The organism is Pseudomonas sp. SAS7 (genome assembly GCF_052112345.1).
GTDB lineage: Bacteria > Pseudomonadota > Gammaproteobacteria > Pseudomonadales > Pseudomonadaceae > Aquipseudomonas > Aquipseudomonas putida_Q.
In genome coordinates, this window is sequence record NZ_JBEGGO010000003.1 from 208,371 (window position 1) to 226,210 (window position 17,840).

The 17,840-nt window shown below is 62.2% G+C and carries 12 protein-coding genes and 1 pseudogene; 6 read left to right on the forward strand and 7 right to left on the reverse strand.

The annotated features are described in order from the left end of the window. Positions 1-10 precede the first annotated feature (10 nt). From ABI582_RS06770 to ABI582_RS06780, 3 genes and pseudogenes are all read left to right on the forward strand, one after another. Positions 11-2,056 (forward strand): PAS domain-containing protein, encoded by a 2,046-nt coding sequence (locus ABI582_RS06770; RefSeq protein ID WP_442118742.1) that lies wholly within the window; start codon positions 11-13, stop codon positions 2,054-2,056. Between the two features lie 63 nt (positions 2,057-2,119). After that, positions 2,120-2,374: pseudogene (locus tag ABI582_RS06775) on the forward strand (hybrid sensor histidine kinase/response regulator); the annotation flags it as partial. A 339-nt stretch (positions 2,375-2,713) separates the two neighbouring features. After that, positions 2,714-4,438, forward strand: a complete 1,725-nt coding sequence (locus tag ABI582_RS06780; protein WP_442118743.1) for an ATP-binding protein — start codon at positions 2,714-2,716, stop codon at positions 4,436-4,438. A 12-nt stretch (positions 4,439-4,450) separates the two neighbouring features. On the opposite strand, the gene ABI582_RS06785 is transcribed toward ABI582_RS06780, so the two are convergent. From ABI582_RS06785 to ABI582_RS06815, 7 genes are all read right to left on the reverse strand, one after another. After that, positions 4,451-5,197, reverse strand: a complete 747-nt coding sequence (locus ABI582_RS06785; RefSeq protein WP_442118744.1) for an SDR family oxidoreductase — start codon at positions 5,195-5,197, stop codon at positions 4,451-4,453. 377 nt (positions 5,198-5,574) lie between these two features. Beyond that, entirely contained in the window at positions 5,575-6,699 is a 1,125-nt protein-coding gene (locus ABI582_RS06790) for an IS481 family transposase (RefSeq protein WP_442118745.1), read from the reverse strand. A gap of 569 nt (positions 6,700-7,268) precedes the next feature. Next, positions 7,269-8,804, reverse strand: coding sequence for a DHA2 family efflux MFS transporter permease subunit (locus ABI582_RS06795; protein WP_442118746.1), 1,536 nt, complete (start codon positions 8,802-8,804; stop codon positions 7,269-7,271). After that, positions 8,801-9,994, reverse strand: a complete 1,194-nt coding sequence (locus ABI582_RS06800) for an HlyD family secretion protein (RefSeq protein ID WP_258651855.1) — start codon at positions 9,992-9,994, stop codon at positions 8,801-8,803. Before ABI582_RS06800 ends, ABI582_RS06795 begins: the two co-directional genes overlap by 4 nt. Before the next feature lie 30 nt (positions 9,995-10,024). Further along, the gene (locus ABI582_RS06805) at positions 10,025-10,498 is read right to left on the reverse strand and encodes a MarR family winged helix-turn-helix transcriptional regulator (RefSeq protein ID WP_086974202.1); all 474 of its coding nucleotides are present in this window, start codon (positions 10,496-10,498) and stop codon (positions 10,025-10,027) included. Between the two features lie 244 nt (positions 10,499-10,742). Beyond that, complete coding sequence (locus tag ABI582_RS06810; RefSeq protein WP_442118747.1) at positions 10,743-11,375, reverse strand: response regulator transcription factor; 633 nt, start codon at positions 11,373-11,375, stop codon at positions 10,743-10,745. A gap of 6 nt (positions 11,376-11,381) precedes the next feature. Continuing rightward, on the reverse strand, positions 11,382-12,794 hold the full coding sequence (locus ABI582_RS06815) for a sensor histidine kinase (protein WP_442118748.1): 1,413 nt from the start codon (positions 12,792-12,794) through the stop codon (positions 11,382-11,384). A gap of 194 nt (positions 12,795-12,988) precedes the next feature. On the opposite strand from ABI582_RS06815, the gene ABI582_RS06820 reads away from it, so the two are divergent. From ABI582_RS06820 to ABI582_RS06830, 3 genes are all read left to right on the forward strand, one after another. Continuing rightward, positions 12,989-14,611 (forward strand): acyl-CoA synthetase, encoded by a 1,623-nt coding sequence (locus ABI582_RS06820; protein ID WP_338744199.1) that lies wholly within the window; start codon positions 12,989-12,991, stop codon positions 14,609-14,611. 168 nt (positions 14,612-14,779) lie between these two features. Beyond that, positions 14,780-16,549: an acyl-CoA dehydrogenase C-terminal domain-containing protein gene (locus tag ABI582_RS06825; protein WP_442118749.1), complete on the forward strand. Its 1,770-nt coding sequence runs from the start codon at positions 14,780-14,782 to the stop codon at positions 16,547-16,549. A 283-nt stretch (positions 16,550-16,832) separates the two neighbouring features. Further along, positions 16,833-17,840, forward strand: coding sequence for a FecR family protein (locus ABI582_RS06830; RefSeq protein ID WP_442118750.1), 1,008 nt, complete (start codon positions 16,833-16,835; stop codon positions 17,838-17,840).

The following is a 17,840-nucleotide window of genomic DNA, read 5'->3' on the forward strand; positions in this document are numbered from 1 at the left end:
GATAGCCAGCATGTCTCAAGACAACACCCAAGCTTGCATAGAGCGACTACAAGAAAGACTGCTCGAACTGGAGGCGCAAAATGCCGAACTGCGCCTCAAGGCGGCTTGTCATGACGTCATGGCTCGCCACATGCACGAAGGTTTCTGTGTACTCGAAATGCTCGAGAACAGTGATGGCGAGCTGTACGATTACCGTTACATCCTTGCCAACGACGCCTGCCTGCAACATACCGCCCACCCCAAACACTTGGGCCAGACGGCACGTGAAACGATCCCGGACGAAATCGGCACCTGGCTGCCGCGCTTTGCCGAAGTGGCGCGGTCCGGGCAACCTTTGCAGTTCGAGGAGCGGCTGGCGCTGACCGACCGCTGGCTCAAGCTGTCAGTGCATCGCCTGGAGCCTCCCAGCCAGAAACGAGTAGCGGTCATCTTTACCGGGGTACCGGGCGAACAGATAACCCTCGATAACCTGCAGGTACTCAACCAGGAATTGTCGAACAGGGTCGACAAGGAGCAAGCCAACAGCAGGCTGCTTGGCGAGTTGGTCGACCACAGCCTGGCCAACGTGTTCGCTGCCGATCGCAGCTTCAGGTTGCTGGCGATCAACCGCACAGCACAGGATACGTTCAAGCGCCTGCGCGGTTTCGTACCCAAGGTCGGCGACTACATTCCGCAATTCCTGTCACGCCAGCCGGATATCAAGAACCAACTGGAGCCGGTATGGCCACGCGTCCTGGCGGGCGAGGCATTCATCGAGACCATCGCCCTAGGGGCTGCGCAGACACTGCGCCATTACGAACTGCGCTACAACCCCTTGCGTGACGCTCAGCAGCAAATCCAGGGCGGTTACCTGTTTGCCTACGACATCACAGAACGCGTCGCTGAGCAGGAGCGGCTGCGGAAAATCGAAAACGCTTTGCGCCAATCCCAGAAGATGGAAGCCGTCGGCCAGCTGACCGGGGGTATATCACATGATTTCAACAACTTGCTGGGCAGCATTCTCGCAGCCTTGGAGGTGGCCACCGAACGCCAGGCACAACAGCGTTACCCGGAAGCTACACGGCTGCTTGCCATCGCCCGGCAGGACGCCAAGCGTGCCGCCTCTCTGGTCCAACGTCTGCTGGCATTCTCACGCCAACAAACGCTGATCCCGCAAACCACAGATGTATCTCAGCTGGTGGCTGGCATGCACGACCTGATCAAGAGCTCGCTGCATGAAGATATCGAATTCGTTGACCGGACATTGGCCGGCCAATGGCTGATAGCGATCGACCCTCTGCAACTGGAAGGTGCTTTGCTCAATCTGTGCATCAACGCTCGCGATGCCATGCCCTTGGGTGGCAGTGTATGTATCTGTTGCGCGAACACTCCATTGGATCAGGCACAGGCCCACGCACTGGAGCTTCTTGCGGGTGACTACCTGCAGATCAGTGTCAGCGATAACGGCATTGGCATGACCGCCGACGTGGCCCAACGCGCGCTGGAACCATTCTTCACTACCAAACCATTGGGACAGGGTTCAGGCCTTGGGCTGTCGATCGTCTACGGCTTCATCCGCCAGTCGGGCGGGCAATTGCAGATCGTTAGCGAGCCTGGGCATGGGACCCGTATTGACCTGTATCTGCCCAAGGATACTGCGGCAATAGTGGCTGCGCCTGCGCCCCCTCAACCCACGCTCGCCAAAGCTCCATGCACACCTCGCCTGATCATGCTCGTGGAAGATCAGGTAAACCTGCGCCTGGTGATCGAAGAATTACTGCAAGAGCTAGGGCACGATGTGCGCACTTTCGACGATGGGCGCAGTGCACTGGCTGCATTCCAGGGTGGCTTGCGGCCTGACCTGCTGATCACTGATATCGGTCTTCCGGGCGACATCGACGGCACGCAGTTGGCTGCAGCCCTTCCCGCAGAGGTGGCAGTGCTTTACATCACCGGTTATAGCGCCGACCAGGCAGGTGTCGCACCATCAATGCGTTGTAGCGTGCTGTACAAGCCATTCAGCGTGGCGTCACTCGACCAGCAAATCGAAAACCTGTTGGCAAACCCGCCGCAATGAACGGCTATACGTTCGACGGTCAGCCACAGTAAAGTCTGACTGATACTTTTCAGGAATGTCGCCATGCCCCACCGCGACCTCTCCGGCCTGCGCCGGGAAATCGAGACATTGCGTCAACATAACGCGCAACTGGAGGCACAGCTTCAGCAACAGCAGGATCAAGACAACAGCGTCTACCGCTTTCTGTTCGACACGATGGACGAGGGGTTCTGCATCTTCGAATTCTTGGATGGCCCGCATGGCCCTCTCAGCGACTATGTGCACGTCATCGCCAACGCCGCCTACGCCAAGCACGCCGGCATCCCCGGCATAGCTGGAGGCAGTGTCGGCCCCGCCATAGAGCTGCATTACAGTATCAACGACCAGCTATGGCCAACGTTCATTGACACACCTCAGCTGGAAAGTGCCCTGCTCAACCTGTGCCTAAATGCACGCGATGCCCTACCGGACGGCGACAAGGTGTTGCTCTACGGTGAAAATCTCAGCGTCGGCCGGCAGCGGGCGCAAGCACTGGGTTTGCTGCCAGGCGACTATCTTCACCTGGCTGTCGAAGACAATGAGTTATGTCGCCGCAGGTGGTAGCGCAGGCGATGCTACCTTGGTAGACGAAGTAAAAAAATTACTGCGGCAAAAGGCTGTGGACACGGAGCGCTAGGGATGAGCAATGACGGCCCTTCGGGAGTAGCCGAAGAACTGCAACACCTGCACGATCGAATTGCGTACCTCGAACGGCACAATCGCCAGCTGCAGTCCGCACTCACAGGCATTGCTCAACGCATGCAAGAGGCGGATCGGTATCGGTTTCTGTTCGAGAACATGGAGGAGGGCTTTTGCATCATCAGGTTCATCGACGGCCCCCTGGGGCCTCTGAGTGACTATGTACACCTGATGGCCAACCCGGCCTACTGCCGCCATGCAGGGCTCAGCAATGTAGTGGGGCGCAGGCTGCGTGAAGTAATTCCTGACGAGGCGGATGTCTGGCTGAATTATTTTGGCACCGTGGAGCGCACTGGAGAATCGCTGTACTTCGAGCATGAGCTGCTCACTACCGGGCGTTGCCTGGGCTTGGCAGCGATTAGAATCGACACTTGCGATGATCACCTGGTCGCAGTGATCTTTCGTGATGTGACTGCACGCAAGCAAGCTGAAAATGCACTACGGCTCCTGAACGAAGAGCTGGAGGAACGTGTGGCACTGGCGGTGGCCAAACACCAAAAAGCCGAAGCAGCCCTGCAGCAGGCGCAAAAGCTGGAAGCGGTCGGCCAGTTGACGGGCGGGCTTGCCCACGACCTCAACAACCTGCTCGGTGGCGTGCTTGGCGCTCTTGAGCTAGCCAGGTACAGGGTGACCGACGAGCATCAACACGCAACGCTTCCTGCGCTGCTGGACAGTGCGCACAATGCCTCGCAACGGGCTGCCGCACTCATCCACCGTTTGCTGGCATTTTCCCGCCAGCAGACCTTGCAACCATGCCCCACGAACGTTTCAGAGCTGGTCGGTGGCATGCTGGAGCTGATCAGCCGCACGATTGGCCCGCACATCACCCTCAGCTGCTGTTGCAACGAGGCTGCGTGGGTCGCGCGTGTCGACCCGCCACAGCTCGAAAGCGCACTGCTCAACCTCTGCATCAATGCCCGCGATGCCCTCCCTGCCGGGGGCATGATCTGGATAACGCTGGATAATCTGCCGATGTCTCCAGAACGTGCCAAGCCACTGGATCTGGCGCCGGGCGAATACCTATGCCTGAGCGTCGAGGACAACGGACGCGGCATGACGGATGATGTTCAGGCGCGCGCTGTCGACCCGTTCTTCACCACCAAACCCTTGGGGCAAGGTACCGGGCTTGGTCTGTCGATGGTGTATGGCTTCGTGCGGCAGTCAGGTGGGCAGTTGCAAATCGAGTCGACGCAGGGCCAGGGGACGCGGGTGAGCATGTTCATGCCGCGGCACCATGCGCGTCCAGACTTTCGCCTGCCCGACCCGGAAAAGTCAGTGACGTATCCCCCAGCAAGCACCGTGCGTGAGGTTGTAGTGGTCGAGGACATAAGCGCGATGCGCCTGGTCATTGAGGAAGCGCTGCATGACCTGGGGCATACAGTCAGGATGTTCGAACACGGCCCCATGGCGCTTGCCGGGATGGAAGGCCGCCCCCGCCCCGACCTGCTCATCAGCGATGTCGGGTTGCCGGGGGGTATCAATGGGCGCCAACTGGCCGACAGGCTGCGCTTGTCCTACCCGGGTCTCAAGGTATTGTTCGTCACCGGGTACGCTGAGCATGCCGTACTTGCTGTTGGCACCCTGGAGGACGGCATGAGTGTTCTGACCAAGCCGTTCACCCTGTCAGCACTGGCAACGCGAGTCAGCCAGATGCTTGAAGATTGAAGAAGCGGGCGCTCAGCGCCCGCCACTCAGGTCGATAAAACTGCCGGTGGAGTAGGATGCTTTGGCCGAGAGCAGCCAGAGGATGGCTTCGGCCACTTCCTCGGGGCGCCCGCCGCGCCCCATGGGCAGACCGGGCTCCAGCTTGCTGACCCGGTCAGGGTCGCCAGACAAGGCATGGAACCCGGTGTGGATGTAGCCCGGGCGTACGCCATTGACCCGCACCCCCTCGCTTGCCACTTCTTTGGCCAGGCCGATGGTGAAGGTGTCGAGCGCGCCCTTGGAGGCGGCGTAGTCGACATATTCGTTGGGCGAGCCCAGGCGTGCCGCCATCGATGACACGTTGACGATGGCCCCGCCCTGCCCGCCATGCCGGCGCGCCATACGCAGCAAGGCATGCTTGGCGCAGAGCATGGGGCCGACGACGTTGGTTTTCATGATCTTCAGCAGGCGGAACTCCGACATGTCCTCGACGCGGCTCTGCTGGCCGATGGTGCCGGCGTTGTTGACCAGTGCGGTGACCGGGCCGAGTTCTTCGTCGACGCGCTGAAACAGGTGGATGATCTCATCCTCGACGCTGACGTCGGCGCGCACGGCGATAGCCTCGGCGCCCAGGGCGCGGACCTGGCTGAGGGTGGCTTCGGCGGCCTGGTCGTCGGCGTGGTAGTTGATGCAAATGCGGTAGCCCTGGCGGGCCGCCAACAGCGCCGTGGCGGCACCGATACCGCGGCTGCCGCCGGTGATGACGATGACGTTCTCCATGAATTTGCCAATCGCTTGGGGAAGGGAGGATCGACAATAGGCGAAAAGGCTACGGATGGGAATGACCGAGGTCAGCTCACATAACCGTGACCCTACCCTCTCTTGCTCTGATCTTGATCTTGATCTTCGCGACTTCAGGAGGCCGAACGCAGGCCTTGCGGAGGGAGGTGACGGGCATGGATGCCCGTCAAGCGCTGGGCCCCAGGATGGGGCCTGCAGCGCGGTCCTCCCGGGAGCGAGGCCGGAGTGAGGGAACCCCGGAGCGCAGCGCAGGGGCCGGATGATCGGAGCGCAGCGTTTTTTGGTTACTTTTTGTCGCGTTTGACTGTAGAGACCGGACACATCGCTGACACGTGTACGGAGACATGGTTGACACATTATGGTCCGTAATCAGGTTTATTCACGTCGATGGTTCGCAGCCGCTGATGGCAAAAATAGACATCGAACATGTCCCCGCCATCCCGCCCAGGGCGAATCGCTACAGTATGCCCAACCAAGCCTTTTGCGATGCTGAAATAGCGTTTCTGGAAGCGGAAGCGACTGTGATAAACCTTGGCGAGGATATCGTCCGGCCCATATTCAAACTCCTCAAGCCGATTGGGGTAGGCCCACGGGCTGTTGTGATATCTGGCCATCAGTACTTGATACCCCAAAGCCTGGTGAGGTCGCTGTAGGTTGTAAATTTCACGCCATCGATCAAACGCCGTTTGGGCTTGCTCCAGGGTCGAGAACTGCCGACCATCGAGTACTTCAGCCTTCAAGGAGCGGTGGAAACGCTCAATCTTGCCATTCGTCTGAGGGTGGTACGGGCGACTAAAACTGATCCTTATTCCCAACTGAATCAACCAGATACTTAGTTCTGTCACCTCTCCAGGGTTGCGCGGCGAACCCCAGGGAGCACCATTATCGACGTTGATTCGTACCGGTAGGCCATAGCGCTGGAAGACCTCGATCATTTTCTCTCTGACCGTCGCTCCTCGCTCGTTTTCGCAAGCATGAATGGCCAAGTTGAAGCGGGAGTGATCGTCAAGAATGGTCAGCGGGTGGCACCGGCCTTGCTGCAGGGCGAAGTGGCCTTTGAAGTCCATCTGCCAGAGATCGTTGGGCGCATCGTGTTCAAACCTAAGCCGAGCCTCTCGCGTCTTTTCAGGACTCTGGATCAGTTCATGGCGGTGCAACACGTTGGTGACGGTACTGGGGGCAATCCTCTTGCTCAGCAGGTTGCTGATTGTGCGTCCACCCCAGGCCGGATGCTCCTGTCGAAGGGCTACGACTTGGGCTTCCAAGCTAGCCTCGGTCAAGCGAGGGCTGCTAGCCGGCCGCCGAGATCGTTCTTGTAAAGCGGCCGAGCCGCCTTCTTCAAAACGGCGCAGCCATTTGTATCCGGTTTGGGGGCTGATACTGAAGTGTCGGCATAACGCTCGAATATTGGCATCCGGTTGTCGCGCCAGGGATACGAACTCTTCTTTCAGGCTCATGGCGTTTCTCACGTTCCAAGGCATGGTGAAAATCCTGGCAAGTGGGCTGCCAGAAAGTGTCAACCATGTCTCCGTACACGTGTCCACCATGTGTCCGGTCTCTACAGTCGCGTTTGACAAAAAGTGACTCGCCGTAAGGGCGAAAAGGTGAGTATGCGTCGCCATCGCAAATGGAGTTTTCGACATATCAGAACCACCACTTAAGCTTCTTGGCTTTTACGATGTGCGCCTTGATACAAGTGTAGACATTCGTTCGCGCAGGTGGCGCTGAGTCACCTTTCCGCCCTTCCGGCGGGTTACTTTGGTCTTGGCCAAAGTAACCAAAGCCGTCCGCTCCCATCATCCGGCCCCTGCGCTGCGCTCCGGGGTCCCCTCGCTCCGGGCTTGCTCCCGGGAGGACCGCGCTGCAGGCCCCATCCTGGGGCCCAGCGCTTGACGGGCATCCATGCCCGTCACCTCCCTCCGCAAGCCCTGCGCTCGGCCTCCTGAAGTCGCAATCTGCGTCGCCTGAGCTACCGCGCGCCTAGAAGCAACAGCAAGAGCAAGAGCAAGAGCAAGAGCAAAAATGCTCAACCCTGGTCGTTTGACTTAGCTCAATGCCCCGCCGATGCCGGCCCAGCCTTGGCAGTGAACGGTGGCTTGGCGAACCACACCAGCAGGATCAACCCGGCAAACACCCAGGTCATCAGGGTGAAGTAGTCCACCGTCGACATCATGTAAGCCTGCCCATTGAGTATCTGCTCCAGCTGCGCATAACTCTGCGGGCTGGCCCCGCCCAACTGCTCCAGCGTATGTCGCGTCGCCGGGTCGAACTGGCTGATGTTCTCGCTGAGATAGGCATGATGCTGGTTCGCCCGGCGAATCCAGATCCAGGTCGTCAACGACGCGGCAAAACTACCGCCCAAGGTTCGCAGGAAGGTCGCCAGCCCCGAACCATCGGCAATCTGGTGCGGCGGCAGGTCGGACAGCAGAATGCTCAAGGTCGGCATGAAGAACAACGCCACGCCAATGCCCATGAACAGCTGCACCAAGGCCACATGCTGGAAGTCCACCTCGCTGGTGAACCCGGCACGCATGTAGCAACTGGTGCCGATCGCCAGGAACGCCAGCCCCGCCAGCACACGCAGATCGAAGCGGTGCGCGTATTTGCCCACGAACGGCGACATGATCACCGGCAGCAAGCCGATCGGTGCCACCGCCAGGCCCGCCCAGGTGGCGGTGTAGCCCATCTGCGTCTGCAACCATTGCGGCAGGATCAGGTTGATACCGAAGAACCCCGCATAACCGCCGACCAGCACGATGGTGCCGACGCGGAAGTTGCGGTGCACGAACAGGCGCAGGTTGACCACCGGGTGGCGGTCGGTCAGTTCCCAGATCACGAAAACCGCCAGGAACACCACCGAAATCAGGCTGCCAATAATGATGAACGACGACTCGAACCAGTCCAGGTCGTTGCCTTTGTCGAGCACCACTTGCAACGCCCCGACGCCGATGATCAGCGTCAGCAAGCCGATATAGTCCATGGGCTGGCGGCTAGTGACCACTGGCCGGGCGCGCATCTGCTGGCGCACCACGGCGGCGGCAAACAGGCCAATGGGCACGTTGATGAAGAAGATCCACGGCCAGCTGTAACTGTCGGTGATCCAGCCCCCCAGGATAGGCCCGGCAATCGGCGCTACCACCGTGACCATCGCCAGCAGCGCCAAGGCCATCCCCCGCTTGGCCGGTGGGTAGACGGCAATCAGCAAGGTCTGGGTCATCGGGTACAACGGCCCGGCGACCACGCCCTGCAATATGCGGAAACCGACCAGCTCGGGCATCGACTGGGCGATACCGCACAGGAACGACGCCAGCACGAACAGCAACGTGGCCCAGATAAACAGTTTCACTTCGCCAAACCGCCGGCTGAGCCAGCCAGTCAACGGCAAGGCGATGGCATTGCTCACCGCGAACGAGGTAATGACCCAGGTGCCCTGCTCGTAACTCACCCCCAGGTTGCCGGAAATGGTCGGCAACGCCACGTTGGCGATGGTGGTGTCGAGCACCTGCATGAACGTCGCCAGTGACAGCCCGATGGTGGTCAGCAGCAGGCTCGGCGGCGTGAACTGGGCAGCGGCGTTGTTGCTCATCGCTGGGCCGTCTTGCCGGGTGCGCTGTTTTCGTGAATCAGCCGGGCGATCAGGTTGTCGGCTTCGACCAGCTGACGGTCATACACCTGGGTGGTGTAGCTGGCCTGCTGCGGGGGCTGCTGGGCCAGGGCTGGGCCGCTCTGGTCATGCAGGTCGACTTCCACCACGGTGGACAGGCCGATACGCAGTGGGTGGTCCTTGAGCTGATCGGGGCTCAGGTGAATACGCACGGGGACGCGCTGGACGATCTTGATCCAGTTGCCGGTGGCGTTCTGGGCCGGCAGCAGGGCGAAGGCACTGCCGGTACCGGCGCCAAGGCTGTCGACCGTGCCGCTGTACTTGACCTCGCTGCCGTACAGGTCGGCGCTGATTTGCACCGGCTGGCCGATGCGCATCTCACGCAGCTGGGTTTCCTTGAAGTTGGCGTCGATCCACACCTGGTCCAGCGGGATTACCGCCATGGTCGCGGTGCCTGGCTGCAGGCGCTGGCCCAGTTGCACAGTACGCTTGGCAACGTAACCGGTAACCGGTGCCACCAGGGTGGTGCGAGCGTGGTCGAGGTAAGCCTGGCGCAGGTCGGCGGCGGCGGCCATTACCTCGGGGTGCGAGGAAACCACGGTGTCGTCGACCAGCGCGCTGCTGGTGCTGAGCTGCTGACGTGCGCTGTTGACAGCGGCCTGGGCCACACTCAGGTCATCGCGGGCGTGGGACAGCTCTTCTGCAGCAATCGCCCCGCTATCGGCCAGCACCTTGCGCCGGTTGAAGTCCTGCTGGGCTTTGCGCAGTTCGGCCTGGCGGGTTTCCAGCTGGGCCTTGAGCGAGTCGACGTTGCTGTACAGCCCGCGCACCTGACGCACGCTGCGTGCCAGCTTGGCTTCGGCAGACTGCAGCGCCACCTCGCTGTCGGCTGGGTCGAATTTCAGCAACACCTGGCCGGCATGGACCAGGTCGCCGTCATCGGCACCGATGCTGGTGACGGTGCCGGTGACTAGCGGGGTGATCTCCACCACGTTGCCGTTGACGTAGGCATCGTCGGTGCTTTCGTGCCAGCGCCCCACCAGGCTGTACCAGGCCCAGGTGCAAGCACCGGCAAGTATCAGCAACAGCAGCAGGCCAAGCAGCCAGGCCTTGCGCTTGCGCGACGGCTCGGGCGCGGCGGAGGGAGTCGGGGTATCTGCGGGAGTGGCCATGACAATACCTTGGATAATTCGTGACAGGGTTCAACGGTCGCCAAAGCGGCGGATCGTCAACGGGTCGCCGGCACCGAGCAGGACCTTGGCCAGCAGGCCTTCCAGGGCCTTGAGCTCTTCGGGCGCCAGCACGCCGCACAACTCGTTCATGGCGGCAGCGCCAATTTCCGGGAGGCGGTCGGCCAGGCGCTGGCCATCGGCGGTGAGCGCCAGGCGCACCAGGCGGCGGTCGTCGGCGCAGCGGTTGCGCACAATCAGCTCCTTCTGCTCGAGCCGGTCGAGCATGCGGGTCATCGAACCGCTGTCCAGGCCAAGGTAGCGGCACAGCTCGGCCGGGGTATCCACCTGGTACTGGGTGACGATGATCAGCACCTTGAACTGCGCGGCGGTGACGCCTTCTGATTCGAGGTGCCAGTCGAGAATGCGGTCCTTCAGGATCGCCGCACGGCCAAGCAGCATGCCGATGGCGCAGGTCTGGAAGTTTTCGGGGGAAAAATGGGCCATCGGAAGCTGCTCAGGCAATTGTGTAGAAATATTACTGCCTAGGCAGTGAATGTCAAAGCTTTGATTAGCTAGCTATGGAAAATTTCATACTTTCTGCCTTAGATGCGGCCCTTTGTAGGAGTGGCCTTGTGCCGCGATGGGGCGCGAAGCGGCCCCAGTTTTGTGCCAGGGCAGCAATTTTTGGGGCCGCCTTGCGGCCCATCGCGGCACAAGGCCGTTCCTACAAGGGCCTGCGTCAGGGCGGTTATTGCGCCCGCAGGCCCAGCGCCTCAACCGCCCCGCAGGCAATCGCCATACCCACCAGCTCTGCCAAGCTGCCCGCCTGCAGCCGCTTCATCACCCGGCCGCGGTAAAGGTCGACGGTCTTCACGCTGATGCCCAGTTGCTCAGCAATCTCGCGGTTGCTCAACCCTTGGGCCAACGGTACGAAAACGTCGCGCTCACGCGGCGTCAGGCCGTCGATGCGCGCCTGCACCATGGCCAGTGCCTGGTCGCCCTGCCGCGCCCGCCCTGCGTGCTCCAGCGCAGCCTGCACGCTATCGAGCAGCAACTGGTCGTTGTAGGGTTTTTCGATGAAATCGCAGGCGCCAGCCTTGAATGCACGCACCACAATCGGCACATCGGCATGGCCGCTGACGAAGATCACCGGCAGCGCCAGGCCACGCTCGCGCATCGCCTGCTGCACCGCCAACCCGCCCAGCCCCGGCATACGCACATCCAGCAGCACGCAGGCAGGCCCGTCGTCCAGGCAGACATCGAGAAACGCTTGCCCGCTGGCGAACGGCAAGGCTTGCAGGCCCACCGACTGCAGCAGCCAGACCGTCGAGTCGCGCATACCTTGGTCGTCATCGACCACATACACTTTCGCTTGCACCATTCCCCCTTATCCCCTGCTGACTGCCAGCCGGCAGCACAGTACCAGACCGCCATTATCACCCGCCCGAGCCCACAGGCTGCCACCAAAGCCTTCGATCAGGCTGCGGCTCATGCTCAAGCCCAAGCCCAAGCCCAGGCCATCGGCCTTGCTGGTGGTGAACGGCGTGAAGATTTCATCCAGGCGCTCGGGCACTACACCTGCGCCCTGGTCGGCTACCTCGACCAGTACCCCGTCGCCGTCCCGCGCGGCGCCGAGCAGAATACGTGACGGCTGTTCACCGTGCAGTTCGCGGTTGGCATCTATGGCATTGCGCAACAGGTTGAGCAGCACTTGCTCCAGCAACACCCGGTCGGCATACACCGAGGGCAGTTGCGCGCTCACGCGCAGTTCCACCAGCACCTGGTCACGTGCGGCTTCCCAGGCGCACAGCCGCATGGCTTCGCCGGCCACTTCAGCCACGTCCAGCGCCTGCAGGCGCCGTGGCCCTTTGCGCAGGAAGGCGCGCAGGTGGCGGATCACTTCAGCGGCATGGGTGGCCTGCTCGCTGATGCGCTGCAGGCCCTGCCCTACCCGCTCGCGGGCCTGTGGATCACGCTCCAGGCCCTGCAGGTAACGCTGACTGGCGCTGGCGTAGTTGACCACCGCAGCGAGTGGCTGATTGATTTCGTGGGCGATGCCCGAAGCCAGCTCACCCAAGGTAACCAACCGGGCACTGTGCGCCAGGCTTTCCTGGGCTTCGATGCGCAGGGTGATATCGCGTGACACGCTGACCACCTCCACCACCGCACCGGTGTAGGTTTCGCGGATGGCCCGGCTGGCGATTTCGAACCAGCGGTAGCTGCCAGAGGCCTGGCGCACCCGGCATGTCATGGTGTGGTAGCCATCCTGGTCCAGGGCAGCGGCCGCCTGACGCAGCACCTGGCGGCGCTCACGCGGGTGCAGCAAGGCGTACACGGCCATGCCACGCAGTTGCTCGGGCCACAGGCCAAGCAGGCGAAACGCTGCCGGCGAGGCATCCAGGAACCGGCCATCCGGGCTGTGCCGAGAGATCAGGTCGGTGGTGTTTTCAATGATCAGCCGGTACAGGCGCCGGGCGCGGCTGGCCTCGCGTGCACCTTGGCGCTCTTCGCTGGCATCGCGACAGCGCCCGAGCACCTGCTGGCCCTGGTCGTCCGGAATGAAAGACCACAGCACGGTGCGCGCCCCCACCTGCACCTCGACATCAGCAATCGCGCGATGCTGGCGCAGGCACGCGCGCACCAGCGCGGCGCGGTTGGCCGGCAGCCAGCAGTTCAGCGCCGGGCCTTCATCAACCCACACTTGTAGCGCCGGGTTGAGCGCCAGTGGTGTGGCGTCGGCTGCCAGCAAAAGGCTGGGTTGTGGATCCTTGGCAAGCAAGGGGTAAGCAGTCTGGTCCACGGTAGGCGGCTCGTTGTTATAGTAGTTTTACTATATTGCTATAGTCGATATTCCTACTACCATAGCGACTCGCGTAAAAATGCGACAGAGAAAGCGGCCCACCGTCCGCCTCTCTGCACCCTGAACAGAGCTAACAATCAGCCATCGGGGGCCAAGCGCACAAGCAGCGCCTGCCTCCCTTACAGGATTACCGCATGTCGATCTATGCCCAGGGCCTGATGCCCGCTGCCGTCAACCATGTCGCCCTCACCCCGCTAAGTTTCATCGAACGCACCGCTGCCGTGTACGGCAACTACCCGGCGGTGATCCACGGTGCCATCCGCCGCAACTGGCAAGAAACCTACCAACGCTGCAGGCGCCTGGCCAGCGCCCTTGCAGGCCGTGGCATAGGGCGTGGCGACACGGTGGCGGTGATGCTGCCCAACACCCCGGCGATGCTCGAAGCGCACTTCGGTGTGCCTATGACCGGCGCCGTGCTCAACACCCTCAACGTGCGCCTGGACGCGGAGGCCATCGCCTTCATGCTGCAGCATGGTGAAGCCAAGGTGCTGATTACCGACCGCGAGTTCCATGCTGTGATCGAAGCCGCCTTGGCGTTGCTCGAACACCCACCCCTGGTGGTGGACGTGGATGACCCGGAGTACGGCGAAGGCCGTGCGGTCAGCGCGCTGGACTATGAAGCCCTGCTCGCCGAAGGCGACCCGGAATTTGCCTGGGAGTGGCCGGATGACGAGTGGCAGGCCATTTCGCTCAACTACACCTCCGGCACCACCGGCAACCCCAAGGGCGTGGTCTATCACCACCGCGGCGCCTACCTGAACGCGCTGGGCAACCAGATGACCTGGGCCATGGGCCACCGCCCGGTGTACCTGTGGACCTTACCCATGTTCCACTGCAACGGCTGGTGCTACCCCTGGACCATCACCGCCCTGGCCGGCACCCACGTGTTCCTGCGCCGGGTCGACCCGCAAAAGATCCTGAACCTGATCCGCGAACACCGGGTCACCCACCTGTGCGGCGCCCCGATTGTGCTCAACGCCCTGGTCAACATGCCCGAGGCGGCCAAGGCAGCCATCGAGCACCCGGTGCAGGCCATGGTGGCCGGCGCCGCGCCACCGGCCAAGGTCATTGGCGCCGTGGAAGAGATGGGCATCCACGTCACCCACACCTACGGCCTGACCGAAGTCTACGGCCCGGTGACCGTGTGTGCCTGGCATGACGAGTGGAACGAACTGTCGCTGGAAGATCGTGCGCGGATCAAATCACGTCAGGGTGTGCGCTACCCGACCCTGGACGGCCTGATGGTCGCCGACCCGCAGACACTCGAGCCGGTGGCACGCGATGGCAACACGCTGGGCGAGATCTTCATGCGCGGCAACACCGTGATGAAGGGCTACCTGAAAAACCCCGAGGCCACTGCCGAAGCCTTCCGGGGCGGCTGGTTCCACACCGGTGACCTGGCCGTGTGGCACGCCGACGGCTATGTCGAGATCAAGGACCGGCTCAAGGACATCATCATTTCCGGTGGCGAGAACATCTCCACCATTGAAGTCGAGGACGCCCTGTACAAACACCCGGCAGTGCTTGAAGCCGCCGTGGTGGCACGCCCGGATGAAAAGTGGGGAGAAACCCCATGCGCGTTCATTGCCCTGAAGCCAGGCCGGGAGGACACCCGCGAAGCCGACATCACCGGCTGGTGCCGCGAGCACCTGGCCGGTTTCAAGGTGCCGAAGACCGTGGTGTTTGGCGAGTTGCCCAAGACCTCCACAGGCAAGATCCAGAAGTACGTCCTGCGCGACCGGGCCAAAGCCCTCTGAAGCCGTAACGGCTCCGACGTTTCCCTGCAGGAGCAGCCTTGTGCTGCGAAGGGGTCCTCACCGGCGAAGACTACCTTCAGCCATGCCGGCCCTTTCGCAGCACAAGGCTGCTCCTACACGGGTACGGCGCAACCTTCACAGATATCGTCTTCACTTCAAGAGCCCCTGATGACTACTTACTCCGCCCCCCTGCGCGACATGCGCTTCGTCCTGCATGACGTGTTCAACGCCCCGGCCCTGTGGGCCCGCCTGCCCGCCCTGGCCGAGCGCATCGATGCCGACACCGCCGACGCGATCCTGGAAGAAGCAGCCAAAGTCACTGGCCAGCTGATCGCCCCGCTCAGCCGTAACGGCGACGAGCAAGGTGTGCGCTTCGACGCCGGCCAGGTCACCACGCCGGACGGTTTTCGCGAAGCCTGGCAAACCTACCGCGAAGGCGGCTGGGTCGGCCTGGGCGGCAACCCGGCATTTGGCGGCATGGGCATGCCGAAAATGCTAGGTGTGCTGTTCGAAGAAATGCTCTACGCCGCCGACTGCAGCTTCAGCCTGTATTCGGCGTTGAGCGCCGGTAGCTGCCTGGCAATCGATGCCCACGCCAGCGAGACGCTCAAGGCCACTTACCTGCCACCACTTTACGAAGGCCGCTGGGCCGGCACCATGTGTCTGACCGAGCCCCACGCTGGCACCGACCTGGGGCTGATCCGCAGCCGGGCAGAACCCCAGGCCGACGGTAGCTATGGCATCAGCGGCAGCAAGATTTTCATCACCGGCGGCGAGCAGGACCTGACCGAGAACATCATCCACCTGGTACTGGCCAAGCTGCCGGATGCCCCCGCCGGCGCCAAAGGCATCTCGCTGTTCCTTGTGCCCAAATACCTGGTCGAGGCCGATGGCCGACTGGGCGCGCGCAACACCGCCCACTGCGGCTCGATCGAGCACAAGATGGGCATCAAGGCTTCGGCCACCTGCGTGATGAACTTCGACGATGCCAAGGGTTACCTGGTGGGCGAGCCGAACAAGGGCCTGGCGGCGATGTTTACCATGATGAACTACGAGCGCCTGTCCATCGGGATCCAGGGCATCGGTTGTGCCGAAGCGTCGTACCAGAGCGCCGCCCGATACGCCAACGAGCGCCTGCAAAGCCGTGCCGCCAGCGGCCCTCGGGCGCAGGACAAGGCTGCCGACCCGATCATCCACCACGGGGATGTACGGCGCATGCTGTTGACCATGCGCACCCTCACCGAAGGTGGCCGGGCGTTTGCCGCCTATGTCGGCCAGCAACTGGACCTGGCGCGTTACGCCGAAGACGCCGGTGAGCGTGAGCACGCCCAGCGCCTGGTGGCGCTGTTGACGCCAGTGGCCAAGGCATTCTTCACCGACAACGGCCTGGAAAGCTGCGTACTCGGCCAACAGGTATATGGTGGCCATGGCTACATCCGCGAATGGGGGCAGGAACAGCGGGTGCGGGATGTGCGCATCGCACAGATATATGAAGGTACCAACGGTATCCAGGCACTCGACCTGCTGGGGCGCAAGGTGCTGGGCGACGGCGGCCAGGCGCTGGCCAGCTTTGCCGCCGAAGTACGAGCGTTCAGCGTTGCTGCACCACTCCACCGTGAAGCCTTGCAAGCGAGCCTGGCGGGGCTGGAGGCCACCAGCGCCTGGCTGCGTGTACAGGCAGGCGAGGATGCAAACCTGGTCAGTGCGGTAGCGGTGGAATACCTGCAGCTGTTCGGGCTGACAGCGTATGCCTATATGTGGGCACGGATGGCGGCGGTAGCCTTGGCCAGGCGTGAGGAGGATGAAGCGTTTCATGGGGCCAAGCTTGCATGTGCGGCGTTCTTTTTCCAGCGCGTGCTGCCGCGTGTTCTGGGGCTGGAAGCCAGTATCAAGGCGGGCAGTGGCAGCCTTTATGGGCTGGAGGGGGCGCAGTTCTAAACAGCGTACCGAGCGCACGCTTTTTGTAGGAGCAGCCTTGCGCTGCGAAGAGGCCCCCGCAGGATTGCCACATCTGTACAGCAAACACTGGCCTCTTCGCAGCACAAGGCTGCTCCTACAAAAGCAATTCCGGCCATCGCCATTCTTTACGCGAAGGGTTCTCAGACGCTGAAAAACCGTTGCAAATCCGACGAAAAACCGTCACAACTGATAGTCATTCGCCATTACGTCGGTTCTCGGGAGCCCTCTAGCAAGGGTAGAATACGCAAAATCCGGAGCCGCAATGAACCACGACCGCCTCAACACCAGCCCTGACGATGCCATCACCGACGCCGCCGCGCATTGGTGCATGCGCCTGCACGCCGAAGATTGCACGGCGTCCGAGCGCGAGGCGTTTGCCCGCTGGCTGGCGGCGGACCCGCGGCACGCCGAGGAATACCAGGCAATGCTGGAAATCTGGCAAACCGCCGACCTGTTGCCACGCAACGCCACCGTCGTCGACTTCAACCCATCCACCCGTCAGCCTGCCCGCCGGCGCAACTGGCGTCCGCTGGCATCTGCCGCCGCCATCGCCCTGGCCGTGCTGCCGCTGGCCGGCTGGGTGGGCTGGGAACAAGGCTGGCTGCCCAACCACTACCAGCACTTTGAAGCCGGCGACCGCATGCAGACCGTAGAGCTGAGCGACGGCAGCACGGTACAGCTGAATCTCCACACCGAGCTCACCTACCTCAACTACAAGGACCAGCGCCAGGTCACGCTCAAGCGCGGCGAGGCATTCTTCAAGGTGCAGCACGACAGCAACCACCCGTTCATCGTGCATGCAGGTCATGGCCAGACCCGCGTCACCGGCACCCAGTTCAACGTGTGGAAGTACCAGGACCAGGTCAAGGTCACCCTGGTGGAAGGCTCAGTGCTGGTATCCAGCGACGGCAGCGCCGGTGGCTACCGCCTGGGCCCGGGGATGCAGGCCAGCTATCACAAGGGCGATTTCGAGCCGCAGCTGGAGCAGAGCAATGACTACGGCAACAGTCTTGCCTGGCGCAGCGGCAAGCTGGTGCTCGACAACCTGAGCCTGGAGCAGGCGCTGCCAGTGATCAACCGCTACCTCGACGCGCCGCTGCAACTGGCCGATGCCAGCACCGGCCGCATCCGCATCAGCGGTATCTACAACACTCGTGAGGTCGCGCGCCTGGTCAACAACCTGCCCAAAGTGCTGCCTATCTACCTGACCCGCAGCAAGGACGGCAGCACCGTGCTCAACCGCATCTCGCCGCCGCCCGACAAGGGCTGA